The 12,540-nt window shown below is 71.7% G+C and carries 9 protein-coding genes and 2 tRNA genes; 8 read left to right on the forward strand and 3 right to left on the reverse strand.

Annotation, left to right across the window (positions count from 1 at the left end):
• The first annotated feature begins 103 nt into the window (after positions 1–103).
• From ACZ7M7_RS28410 to ACZ7M7_RS28435, 6 genes are all read left to right on the forward strand, one after another.
• On the forward strand, positions 104–430 hold the full coding sequence (locus ACZ7M7_RS28410) for a hypothetical protein (protein ID WP_383608143.1): 327 nt from the start codon (positions 104–106) through the stop codon (positions 428–430).
• Between the two features lie 277 nt (positions 431–707).
• Positions 708–1,691, forward strand: coding sequence for a bifunctional MaoC family dehydratase N-terminal/OB-fold nucleic acid binding domain-containing protein (locus ACZ7M7_RS28415; protein ID WP_472121475.1), 984 nt, complete (start codon positions 708–710; stop codon positions 1,689–1,691).
• 29 nt (positions 1,692–1,720) lie between these two features.
• Entirely contained in the window at positions 1,721–2,113 is a 393-nt protein-coding gene (locus ACZ7M7_RS28420; protein WP_383608139.1) for a MaoC family dehydratase, read from the forward strand.
• Entirely contained in the window at positions 2,110–3,276 is a 1,167-nt protein-coding gene (locus ACZ7M7_RS28425; protein ID WP_472121478.1) for a lipid-transfer protein, read from the forward strand. The genes ACZ7M7_RS28420 and ACZ7M7_RS28425 overlap by 4 nt, the downstream gene beginning before the upstream one ends.
• A gap of 171 nt (positions 3,277–3,447) precedes the next feature.
• Positions 3,448–4,005: a SigE family RNA polymerase sigma factor gene (locus ACZ7M7_RS28430; protein WP_383608135.1), complete on the forward strand. Its 558-nt coding sequence runs from the start codon at positions 3,448–3,450 to the stop codon at positions 4,003–4,005.
• 200 nt (positions 4,006–4,205) lie between these two features.
• Positions 4,206–5,882 (forward strand): long-chain fatty acid--CoA ligase, encoded by a 1,677-nt coding sequence (locus ACZ7M7_RS28435; RefSeq protein ID WP_472121481.1) that lies wholly within the window; start codon positions 4,206–4,208, stop codon positions 5,880–5,882.
• Between the two features lie 129 nt (positions 5,883–6,011).
• On the opposite strand, the gene ACZ7M7_RS28440 is transcribed toward ACZ7M7_RS28435, so the two are convergent.
• Positions 6,012–10,286 (reverse strand): hybrid sensor histidine kinase/response regulator, encoded by a 4,275-nt coding sequence (locus ACZ7M7_RS28440; RefSeq protein ID WP_472121484.1) that lies wholly within the window; start codon positions 10,284–10,286, stop codon positions 6,012–6,014.
• A gap of 311 nt (positions 10,287–10,597) precedes the next feature.
• On the reverse strand, positions 10,598–11,107 hold the full coding sequence (locus ACZ7M7_RS28445; protein ID WP_472121487.1) for an SSI family serine proteinase inhibitor: 510 nt from the start codon (positions 11,105–11,107) through the stop codon (positions 10,598–10,600).
• Positions 11,108–11,299: 192 nt separating this feature from the next.
• Between ACZ7M7_RS28445 and ACZ7M7_RS28450 the strand changes: the two genes are divergently transcribed.
• Both ACZ7M7_RS28450 and ACZ7M7_RS28455 read left to right on the forward strand, forming a co-directional pair.
• Positions 11,300–11,390, forward strand: a tRNA-Ser gene (locus tag ACZ7M7_RS28450).
• Between the two features lie 203 nt (positions 11,391–11,593).
• Positions 11,594–11,666, forward strand: a tRNA-Arg gene (locus ACZ7M7_RS28455).
• A gap of 91 nt (positions 11,667–11,757) precedes the next feature.
• Here the strand turns inward: ACZ7M7_RS28455 and ACZ7M7_RS28460 are convergent.
• Entirely contained in the window at positions 11,758–12,276 is a 519-nt protein-coding gene (locus ACZ7M7_RS28460) for a YcxB family protein (RefSeq protein ID WP_472121491.1), read from the reverse strand.
• Between the last annotated feature and the right edge of the window lie 264 nt (positions 12,277–12,540).

Here is a 12,540-nt window from a genome sequence, read left to right on the forward strand (position 1 = left end):
AACTCCGGGGCGGTCGGCCAACTGCCTTGGAACGAGCAGTACTTCATGCACCACCAATGCGTCCGGCGGGGAGCCTGGACGCACCTGTTCTGGAGGAACAAACATGGCAAGCATCCGTACCGCCCGCGTCATCGCCGCCGTCTCCGCACTCCCGCTGGCCGCCGCCCTCTTCGCCGGCGTCGCGACGGCGGACAACGGCGCCTTCGCGGACGACGGATCCAGCGCGGCTGTCACGAACGCCGCTCAGGGCCTCATCGGCAGCGGGGTCGGCGACGACAACTCCGGCAACTCGTCCACCACGCAGCAGCAGGCGACCGGCTCCGGCGCCTCGAACCAGAGCAACACGGCCCAGGTCAACGGCTCCGCGTTCACCTCCGTCAACCAGGGCAACGACAACACGTCCGTCAACTTCACGCCGCTCTGGTGGTGAGCTGAGGGGGCCGGTGCCCCGTGCTCAGGCACCGGCCTCCTCGGACTGTGTGGGGTGTGCTCTGTGGGTGCAACGCGTCTGCGCGGCGGTACTTCGGTACCGCCGCGCAGGCGTTTTTCCACGGCCTTGACAGTGTGTCGTATCTGACGGACAGTCAGAAACCTTCGTGGGGCCTCGTGGACGTTCCCGACAAGCGGTGGGAACCGGATCGGCGGTCGCGGTGTACCAGAAGTGTCAGTGCGATGCGCCGTGGGGCGATGAGGACGAGGGGGCGACGGTGAGCTACGAGCCGGTGGTGAGCCATGAGGTGAAAGCGGGCGACGAGTTCGAGACGCGGCTCAAGGCCTACGAGGGGCGGCGCGCCGCCGTGGCCCGTGCGGGCAGGGACCCCGTCAACGCGCCCATGATCCGGCACTGGTGCGAGGCGATGGGCGACACCAACCCGGCGTACTCGGGACCGGACGCCATCGCACCGCCCACCATGCTCCAGGCATGGACCATGAGCGGCCTCGTCGGCCATACGGGACGCACGCACGCGTACGACGACCTGCTCGGCCTGCTCGACGAGGCGGGCTTCACCTCGGTGGTCGCCACGGACTGCGAGCAGGAGTATCTACGGCCCCTGCGGCCGGGGGACGAGATCACCTTCGACTCGGTGATCGAGTCGATCTCTGAGAAGAAGACGACGAAGCTCGGCACGGGGTACTTCGTCACCACCCGCATGGACATCCGCGTCGGCCCCGACCTCGCAGGCACCCACCGCTTCCGCATCCTCAAGTACGCGCCCTTACGTCGGGCAGGGCGGGAGCAGCCCTCACAGCCGGACCGGCGACAGAAGTCCGCACGCCCGCGCCCTGTCGTCAGCCGTGACAACGCCGGCTTCTGGGAGGGCGTGGAGCAGCACAGACTGCTCATCCAGCGCTGCATCGGCTGCGGCACCCTGCGCCACCCCTGGCTGCCCGGCTGCAACGCCTGCGGCGGGCTGGACTGGGACACGGTCGAGGCGAGTGGCGAGGGGACCGTCTATTCGTACGTCGTGATGCACCACCCGCCGTTCCCCGCCTTCGACCCTCCCTACGCGGTCGGCCTGATCGAACTGGCCGAGGGAGTGCGGATGATCGGCAACGTGCTGGGGGTGCCGTACGACAAGGTGCGGATCGGCCTGCCGGTGCGGCTGGAATTCCAGGAGTACGAGGAGGAGTTGGTGCTGCCGGTCTGGTGCTGTCGGGAGGCCGAGGAGATGCAGGGGGCGGACACATGACGGGCGGTGAGGGAGTCAGGGGGAGGCACATGAGGGCCGGTGACGAACTGCCTCCGCTGGAGGTCCCGATCACCCGCACACTGATCGTCGCCGGCGCCATCGCCTCACGCGACTACCAGGACGTGCACCACGACGCGGAGCTGGCCGGCCAGAAGGGCTCCCCCGACATCTTCATGAACATCCTGACGACGAACGGCCTGGTCGGCCGCTACATCACCGACCACTTCGGACCGAGAGCCGTCCTGCGCAAGGTGGCCATACGGCTCGGGGCACCCAACTACCCGGGGGACACGATGGTGTTGACGGGCAGGATCGAGGAAGTCGACGGCGGCACGGCCACGGTTCGGGTGACCGGCGCGAACGGCATCGGCAAGCACGTGACCGGGACGGTGACGGTCACCGTGTCGGAGGGCCCGGCATGAGCGTGCGGGCACGGGACGCCCTCGCCGGGCGGGCGGCGATCGTCGGTGTCGGAGCCACCGAGTTCTCCAAGGACTCGGGGCGCAGCGAGCTGCGGTTGGCGGTGGAAGCGGTGCGGGCCGCGCTGGACGACGCGGGGCTGACGCCGGGGGACGTGGACGGGATGGTGACGTTCACGATGGACACCAGCCCGGAGATCACCGTCGCCCAGGCGTGCGGGATGGGTGAGCTGTCCTTCTTCTCGCGCGTCCACTACGGCGGCGGCGCGGCCTGTGCGACCGTCCAGCAGGCGGCGCTCGCCGTGGCGACGGGGATCGCGGAGGTGGTGGTCTGCTACCGGGCCTTCAACGAGCGGTCGGGGCGACGCTTCGGCTCGGGAGTGCAGCACCGGGAGCCGTCGGCGGAGGGCGTGGCGGTCGGCTGGTCGCTACCGTTCGGGCTGCTCACGCCCGCCTCCTGGGTGGCGATGGCGGCGCAGCGGTATCTGCATACCTACGGGCTGACGCCGGAGGCGTTCGGACATGTGGCGGTCATGGACCGCAAGTACGCCGCGACCAACCCGGCTGCGTACTTCCACGGCAGACCCATCACCCTCGCCGACCATGCGGCCTCGCGCTGGATCGTCGAGCCGCTGCGGCTGCTGGACTGCTGCCAGGAGACGGACGGCGGTCAGGCGATCGTCGTCACGTCCGTCGACCGTGCCCGTGACCTGCCCCACCCGCCGGCCGTCATAGCGGCCGCGGCCCAGGGCACCGGCCGCGGGCAGGAGCAGATGACGAGCTTCTACCGGGACGATCTCACCGGCCTGCCGGAGATGGCAGTGGTGGCGCGGCAGCTGTGGCGGACCGCGGGGCTGGGGCCGGGGGAGATCGACGTGGGGATTCTGTACGACCACTTCACTCCTTTCGTCCTGATGCAGCTGGAGGAGTTCGGGTTCTGCGGAAAGGGGGAGGCCGCGGACTTCGTGGCCGAGGAGAGGCTGCCGCTCAACACACACGGGGGGCAGCTCGGGGAGGCGTATCTGCACGGGATGAACGGAATCGCGGAGGGGGTGAGGCAGGTGCAGGGGAGATCGGTGAATCAGATACCCGGGGCGGAGCGGGTGCTGGTGACGGCGGGGACAGGGGTGCCGACATCGGGGCTGGTCCTGGCCGCCGACGGGTGATCCCGGCCTTGCTGCCGACGCTTGACCCTCAGGGGTAATCCCGCAGTATGCCTCCGTCGCTCGTCCACCTTCAGGAGGTGGAGTCAGCCCCACCCCTACAACCTGAGGCGGACGTTGCTTCGGCACCTGCGGCCGATCCGCTGAAGTAGGGGTCGCTCATAGCGTGGAGCCATGACCACACCCGTCTGCACCAGCGCTTCCGACGCCGCGACGCGGTCCTTTCCGAACGCGACGTATCCCTCCTTCACGTCGTACGTGCGGGCCCGCCAGCCGGTGCTGCTGCGTACCGCCCGGTCGCTGACCGCGAACCCGTGCGACGCGGAGGACCTGCTGCAGACCGCGCTCACCAAGACGTATGTGGCCTGGGAGCGCATCGAGGACCATCGCGCCCTCGACGGCTATGTGCGCAGGGCGCTGCTGAACACGCGGACGTCGCAGTGGCGCAAGCGCAAGGTCGACGAGTTCGCCTGCGACGAGCTGCCCGAGCCGGAGCCCACTCCCGGCGGCGACGACCCGGCGGAGCAGCAGGCGCTGCACGACGCCATGTGGCGAGCGATCATGCGGCTCCCGGCGCGGCAGCGGGCGATGGTCGTCCTGCGGTATTACGAGGACCTGAGCGAGGTCCAGACGGCCGAGGTGCTCGGTGTCTCCGTGGGCACGGTCAAGTCGGCGGTGTCGAGAGCCCTCGGGAAGCTGCGCGAGGACCCTGAGCTGATGCTGGTCCGGTAGGACCGAAGCCGCAGCCGCAACTGAAGCTAAAGCCGCAGCCGAAGCCGCAGCAAGGCCGTCACCGACGCACTGCGACCGCCCCGTCCCGCCTACCGTCACAGCCCCGTGAACGCAACGTGACGTGATCGATCAGCCGGTACTAGTGACATACCGCGCGGTATGCGCGCAGAATCTCCGCAACCCTTACTACCGCGTAGGCAATGTCGCCCCGGGAGGACGCCGTGCTGAGCACCATGCAGGACGTACCGCTGCTGATCTCGAGGATCCTGACCCACGGGTCGACGATCCACGGAACATCACAGGTCACCACCTGGACCGGTGAGGCCGAGCCACACCGCCGTTCCTTCGCCGAGGTCGGCGGCCGTACGGCCCAGCTTGCGCACGCCCTGCGCGAGGACCTGGGCGTGGTCGGCGACGAACGGGTCGCGACCCTGATGTGGAACAACGCCGAGCACGTCGAGGCCTACTTCGCGATCCCCTCCATGGGCGCGATCCTGCACACCCTCAACCTGCGCCTCCCGGCCGAGCAGCTGGCCTGGATCGTCAACCACGCGGCCGACCGGGTCGTCATCGCCAATGGTTCGCTCCTCCCCCTGCTGGTGCCGCTGCTGCCGCACCTCAAGACGGTGGAGCACGTGGTGGTGTCGGGGCCGGGTGACCGTTCGGGCCTCGCGGCCGCCGACGTGCAGGTGCACGAGTACGAGGAACTGATCGCCGGCAAGCCGACGACGTACGACTGGCCGGAGCTGGACGAGCGGCAGGCCGCCGCCATGTGCTACACCTCCGGCACCACGGGCGACCCGAAGGGCGTCGTCTACTCGCACCGTTCGATCTACCTGCACTCCATGCAGGTCAACATGACCCAGTCGATGGGCCTGACGGACCAGGACACCTCGCTCGTGGTGGTGCCCCAGTTCCACGTCAACGCCTGGGGACTGCCGCACGCCACCTTCATGACCGGCGTCAACATGCTGATGCCGGACCGCTTCCTCCAGCCCGCGCCCCTCGCCGAGATGATCGAGCGCGAGAGGCCGACCCATGCGGCCGCCGTGCCCACCATCTGGCAGGGCCTGCTCGCCGAGCTCACCGCGAACCCCCGGGACGTCTCCACCCTCGGCCAGGTCACCATCGGCGGCTCGGCCTGTCCGCCCTCGCTGATGGAGGCGTTCGACAACCTGGGCATGCGGGTCTGCCACGCCTGGGGCATGACCGAGACCTCCCCGCTCGGCACGGTCGCCCGGCCGCCGGCGCACGCGGTGGGGACGGCGGAGGAGTTCGCGTACCGGCTCACCCAGGGCCGTTTCCCGACGAGCGTCGAGGCCCGGCTCACCGGCCCCGGCGGCGAGCGCATCCCGTGGGACGGCGAGTCGGCGGGCGAGCTGGAGGTGCGCGGCCCCTGGATCGCGGGCGCCTACTACAACGGCCCTGACGCCGAACCGCTGCGCCCCGCCGACAAGTTCAGCGAGGACGGCTGGCTGAAGACCGGCGACGTCGGCACCATCTCCGCCGACGGCTTCCTCACCCTCACCGACCGCGCCAAGGACGTCATCAAGTCCGGCGGCGAGTGGATCTCCTCGGTCGACCTGGAGAACGCGCTGATGTCCCACCCGGACGTCGCCGAGGCGGCCGTGGTCGCCGTCCCCGACGACAAGTGGGGCGAGCGTCCGCTGGCCACGGTGGTCCTCAAGGAGGGCGCCAGCGCCGACTTCGAGACCCTGCGCGCATTCCTTGCCGCCGAGGGCAAGATCGCGAAGTGGCAGCTGCCGGAGCGGTGGACGGTCATCGCGGCGGTGCCGAAGACGAGCGTCGGCAAGTTCGACAAGAAGGTGCTGCGCAGGCAGTACGCCGAGGGCGGCCTGGACGTCACCCAGCTCTGACGGGGCGCCGTTGCGGGGAACTGTCGTGGGGCGGGCAGCTGCGGGTAATCCGTGGTTGCCCGCCCCACGCGGCGATAGCCGCACATCGACACAGTCCCGCGCCCCGCTCGGGGCGCTTCAGCAACATCCTCAGTTGGTACCGATCCGTGCCAGCAGGTCCACGATTCGGCTCTGCACCTCACCACTCGTGGACCGTTCGGCCAGGAACAGCACCGTCTCGCCCGAGGCCAGCCGAGGCAGGTCGGCCTGGTCGACGGCGGCGGTGTAGACGACGAGCGGCGTGCGGTTGAGCTGCCCGTTCGCGCGCAGCCAGTCGACGATCCCGGCCCGGCGCCGATGCACCTGCAGCAGGTCCATCACGACCAGGTTCGGCCGGAAATCACCCGCCAGCGCCACCGCGTCGGCATCACTCGCGGCCCGCGCCACCTGCATCCCGCGCCGCTCCAACGTCGCGGTCAGCGCCAGCGCGATCTCCGCGTGCTCCTCGATCAGCAGCACCCGCGGCGGGTGCTGCTCACTGTCCCGCGGCGCCAGCGCCTTGAGCAGCACGGCGGGGTCGGCGCCGTAAGCCGCCTCCCGCGAGGCCTGTCCGAGGCCCGCGGTCACCATCACCGGCACCGACGCGGCGACCGCGGCCTGCCGCAGCGACTGCAGCGCGGTCCGCGTGATCGGCCCCGTCAGCGGGTCGACGAACAGCGCGGCGGGGAACGCCGCGATCTGCGCGTCGACCTCCTCGCGCGAATGCACGATGACCGGCCGGTAGCCACGGTCGCTCAGCGCCTGCTGGGTCGTCACATCCGGCGCGGGCCACACCAGCAGCCGCCGCGGGTTGTCGAGCGGCTCCGGCGGAAGTTCGTCGTCCATCGGCTGCGGCCGCGGAGTGTCGGCGACCTCGATGGCCCCGCCCGGCCCGTCCAGCGGCTCGGGCCCCTCGGCGGCGTTCTCGTCCGGCGCGCCTATGGCGTACGACCGTCCGGCCGCCTCGGCCGTCGGCGCCGGCCGCGACTGCCCGGCCGGCGACGGCTGGGACTGGGGTTGCCCGCCGAGCGACTGCTGCGGCTGTGCGGGCACCGGCTGCTCGGTCGGCGGATGCGGCCGCGCCGCCAGCTCCGGCGAAGCGCCGGGCCGCGCGGCGGGGTCGGGCGGCGTACCCAGCTTGCGACGCCGGCCGCCGTTGGTCTGATGCGGGGGAGGCGTGGCCGTTGACGCCGCGGGCGGCGCCGGCTGCTGCACCTGCGCGGCCTGCCGTGTGAACGGCACCCCCTGCCCCAACGTCCGCACACTGATCGCCCGGCCCTGCGTCGAGTTCGGGTCGACGGGGGCGGCCGGGGCACCCGGAGCGGCGGCTTCCGCGGGCAGCGGCTGGGCAGCCCGCTCCGCCTGACCGGCCACAGTCGCCCCCTCCGGAGGCAGCGGGGTGCCCGGAGCGGGAGTGCCCGGCGCGGGCTGGGACTGCGCGGCCCGGGGGCCGTTCGGCTTCGGCGGTACGGGGGCACCGGGCGCGGCCTGCGGGGGTACGGGCGTGCCGGCAGCGACGTTCGCCGGTACGGCGGTCCCGGCGTCCGGGGTGTCATCGGCGGCGGGCCACGGTTGCGCGGCCGGGGTGCCTTGCGCCGGGGTGCCCTGCTCGGGGGCTGCCTGACCGGGGGCCGCCTCGGCGGGGAGGGGCAGGCTCGGGCCAGCGGGGTTCGGCGCGGTGGCCTGGGCGGGCTGATCCGCAGCCGGCTGGCCCACGGCCCGTCGGCGACGCCCGGTCGGCGCGCTGGTCGGATGCGGCTGCGGCGGGGTGTGGTCGGCGGCCTGATCGTGCGGCACGGCATCGTGCCGGCCCTCGTCGACGAGAACGTCCCCAGGAGTGCCCTGCCCGGCAGCCGGCACCTGCGTGGGCGCCGGAACCTGCCCGGGAACCTGAGCCTGCGTCTGCCCGGGAGCAGGGATCGGCCCCGGAGCCACAGGCGCACCCGGCGCCCCAGCCACACCCGGCGTCACAGCCGCGGCCGGAGGAGGAGCCACAGCCGGCTCACCGCCGCCCTGCCCCTCCCCCCTGCCGGCAGGGGCAGCAGTCCGGTCCGCCGCGGCGGGCGGCAGCGCGAACACCGGGCGGGGCCCAGCCTCCTGCGCCTGCGCGGCACCCCGCTCGGCGGCCGTGGCCAGGGCACGTCGACGTCGTCCGGACGGCTGAGGAGCATCGCCCGAGCCGGCCGTACCGGACCCGGAAGCCGAAGCGGAGGCACCGGCCGCGGGCAGGGCGGGCGGCAGAGCGTGCTGCTCCCCGCCGTCCCGCCGGGCGCGTCGTCCGCCGGGCGCGGGCACCCCCTGCGGAGGCACGGTCCCGCCCAGGCCGTTCCCGGTGGCCGCGGCACCCGCCGCATGCTCGGCGGCCGTGACGACGGCCCCCTCGGAGACGCCGTCCCCGCCGTCCTCGGCAGGCCGTCCGCGCCGCCGGCCGGTACCGCCGGAGGCCTCGCCGCCGGCGTCCGACGCACCCTGGGGCAGCTCCGGAGCGGCAGCTGCCGCCCGCCTGCGCCGCCGCCCGGTGGGCGCCGAGCCTTCCGCGTCGGCGGAATCGGCGTCGGCGCCGGGCGTGTCGCTCTCCAGGAAGGCGTCCACGGAGGACCGCCGGGCCCGCCGCCGCCCACCGGCACCGGAACCCTGCTCGGCACCGGCAGCCGCAGCGGCGCCCTCGGTCCCGTCGGCGGCCTCGGGCGCGACGTCGTCCAGGGGGGCGGCCGGAACGGCTCCCGCCCCACCCCCGATGGGCACTTCGAGGACGTACGCACTGCCGCTCATCCCCGGCACCTCGTGCGTCTGGAGCACACCGCCATGGGCCCGCACGATCCCGCGCACGATCGGCTCGTGCACCGGGTCTCCCCCGGCATACGGCCCGCGCACCTCGATCCGTACGACCTCACCGCGCTGTGCCGCGGCGACGACGACGGTGTTGTCCATGTAACCGCCCGCCGACACGGGCGAGTTGCCGGTCGCGTCGACCCCCGCGACATCGGCGACGAGATGCGCGAGCGCGGTGGCGAGGCGCTGCGGGTCGACCTCGGCCTCGATGGGCGGCGCGTGCACGGCGAACTGCACCCGCCCCGGCCCGATGAGCTCCACGGCGCCGTCGACACCCGCGGCGACGACGGCGTCGAGCATCACCTTCGTACGGGAGACCTGGTCGGTCCCCGAGTCGAGCTGCTGGTAGCCGAGGACGTTGTCGATGAGAGTCGTGATCCGGGAGTAGCCGGCCGACAGGTGATGGAGCACCTGGTTGGCCTCGGGCCACAGCTGCCCGGCGTCGTCGGCGGCGAGCGCGGCCAGTTCCCGGCGGAGTTCGTCGAGCGGGCCCCGGAGCGAGCCCGCGAGCAGCGTCAGCAACTGCTCATGCCGAGCCGCCAGCGCTTCGTACCGGTCCTTCTCCCGCTCCCCGAGCGCGGCATACCGCTCCTCGCCCGCGGCGAGCTCCTCGGCGTGCAGCTCCCGGAGCTCCTCGATCTCGCTCACATGCTTCTGCCGCAGGGCGGTCAGCTCGGAGGCGTGCTCCTCGGCGAGCCGCTCCAGCTCCTCGGCGTGCCGCTCGTCGGCGGTGGTCTTCTCCTCGGCGAGGGCGTCGTAGGGCCGACGGTCGGCGAAGGTCATCACGGCGCCGACGAGCTGGTCGCCGTCGCGCACGGGGGCGGTCGTCAGGTCGACGGACACCTCGTCCCCGCCCTTGGACCACAGCACCTGCCCACGCACCCGGTGCTTGCGCCCCGAGCGCAGGGTGTCGGCGAGCGCCGACTCCTCGTACGGGAAGGGCGACCCGTCGGCACGGGAGTGCAGGACGAGCGTGTGCAGCTCGCGTCCACCGAGGTCGCTGGCCCGGTAACCCAGTATCTGAGCGGCGGCCGGGTTGACGAGCACGATCCGCCCGTCGGTGTCGGTGCCCACGACACCTTCCGAGGCGGCCCGCAGGATCATCTCGGTCTGCCGCTGCGAACGCGCCAGCTCGGCCTCGGTGTCGACGGTGCCGGTCAGATCGCGTACGACGAGCATGAGCAGCTCGTCACCGCCGTAGCCGTATCCGTCGTAGGCCTGTTGCCCGTTCTCGAGATTCGCTGACGTGACCTCGACCGGGAACTCGCTGCCGTCGGTCCGCCGGGCCATCATCCGGGTCGGCTTGGTCCGGCCCTGCGGGTCCATGTGGTCGGGCCGTCGCATGGAGCCCGGGATCAGCTTGGAGTCGAACTGCGGCAGCAGATCGAGCAGCCCTCGCCCCACCAGAGCCGTCCCCGGCGCCTCGAAGGCCTCCAGGGCGATGGTGTTGGCGTTGACGACGGTCCCATTGGCGTTGACCAGCACCAACGCATCGGGAAGCGCGTCGAGTATGGCTGCGAGGCGAGCAGCGCCTCGGGATGGCCTGCTGCTCACGAGACGCTTCCTCCCTGTTACCGCACCTTGCCGACCGCTCGGGCCATCTTGCCAACCGGCCCGCGACGTGTCACGCGAGGGAGTCTAAAGGCTGGGGTTGCGCTCGCGACGCCGGATGAGAGGGAGGTCGCACGACGAAGTGACCCAGAACGTATGACCGCCTGTGCCGACGTCCTGCCAGCGTCCTTCGGGCTTCGCGAGACCTTCGCGGGACTTTTACGGGGCCGATGCTTCCCCCATGGAAAGCCTGTGCGACGGCGTACCGGACCCCCTGCTTCCCTGACGCAGGGCGGCGCGGTGCTGTCGTGCGGCTACGGCCGTCCCTGCCGGCGCAGGTCGGGAAGGAGCGGCACGAGCCGGTCCCAGCGGTCGATCTCGCACCCGTTGCTGCGGTCGTACCGCGCGTCGACGGGACGTCCGGCCCAGGTCCCGGTGACATGCGCGGTGGCCGGCCCGCCGTACTGCATGGTGCAGAAGCCGTCCCGCGTCGCCGGGGCGAAGGTGTCCTTGCCCCACCTGCCACCGCGATCGAGCGCCGCACAGGCGGCGGTGGCGTCGGGGTGGTCGCCGCCGGCCGGGTGGCAGGACAGCTCGTAGGTCCCGTCGGCGCCACCGCCGGCGTTGCGGACGGTGACGGTGAGGTGGTCGCCGGAGCGACCGGGGTCCTTCAGCGACGGGGGCGCCAGGGGGACCGGCGCGGCCTGGGCGTGCGCGGCGGCGGGCACGACGGAGGCGGAGCCGACGGCGACGAGGGAGCCGGCGGCGACGAAGAGCAGCCGGCGAAGGCGCCGGGCCGGGGCGGAACGGTTGACCTGCAACATGACCTGACTAACGCCGCGCCCCCGCGTACGTTGCGGCCCCGCCCCCGTCGGCCCGGCGCTCCGCGAAGCACGCCGGGAAGAGCTTTGCCCTGTGGCCCACCCGCCTAGTACCGTGGAGGTCGATTGGTGACAGCACGCTCGACTGTGTCATCATCTGCACGCACCACTCGCGCTCGCGCGAGCGGCTGTGCTGGAGGCGTCGCCTAGTCCGGTCTATGGCGCCGCACTGCTAATGCGGTTTGGGCCTTAAAGCCCATCGAGGGTTCAAATCCCTCCGCCTCCGCGCTAGATCACGAAGCCCCGGTCCCAGGACCGGGGCTTCGGTGTTTCGCGGCACTGTCGAGATCCGGCCCCATCAGGCCGTTTCCGCAGGTCACAAGGGGTGTGGCAAACGGATTTCACATGGCGGCGGCAGTCATGTAATGTTCTTCCTGTCGCCGCGAGCGGGCCGGAAGGGCCGGGATCGGCGGGAAAACAGAACAACAAGCACTCGTAGCTTAACGGATAGAGCATCTGACTACGGATCAGAAGGTTGCAGGTTCGAATCCTGCCGAGTGCACCTGAATCGAAGGCCCCGGATCACTCCGGGGCCTTTGGCATTTCGAGGCCCCGGTTCAGGGAGCGTTGGTGCGGGCGTCGCCGAACTCTGTTCAGACGCGGGGCAGGTGGCGGCTCAGGAGGGCCTGCAGTCGCTCCGCGTCCTGCGGGGAGTGCAGGCCTCGCTTGGGCAGTACTTCCACGAGCAGGATGTTCGGGTCTCGGCTGAGCAGCACCACGTGGTCGCGAGTCTCGCGGTAGCCGCGGAAGACCGACCAGCGCTGTACGAGCGTCACGTGTCCGGTCTCGGCTGCGATCCCCGTCTCGCTCACGGATGTGCGGTACTCGCCCTGCCAGGAGACCGTGCGCAACGCGTGGTGGGCCTGCAGGTGGGGGATAGACCAGATCAGGGCGGCACAGAAGACGGCGGTCACGAACGACTGCACGGAGGCGTCCCCGGCCAACGCCAGCACGGCGCCGACCCCGAACAGCCCCGTGAAGCCCCACCTGACCAGGTGGAGGCGCCGACGCCGCTCACGCACCCGGACGCCCGCGAGGAGGTCGGCGCGCGTCGGCCGGTAGGCCAGTTCGACCGTGTCCTGTATTCCGTCCCGCCCCATGCCCACGACCATGAACCGGGATCGTACTGCCCGTACGGCCGCCGGGAACCAGTCACGTCGGTCAATGCCGAATCAGGCGCTTGGCGCGGTCTCCCGGCTGTGCGCCGCGCTGCGTGATGGATCCCCCGGTGTGACGTCTGCCTGGGGCTCTGCGCTGGAGGAGTGCCGCCTGTCGATCATGACAGTGGCAGTGACGAGCACAGTGCCTGACCGCTGTGCTCGTCGTGCCTTTCGCGGAGCTCACCTCCAGACGTTCTACTGAAGGAAGCGACCGAC

The sequence above is a fragment of the Streptomyces sp. NPDC111606 genome (genome assembly GCF_055656945.1).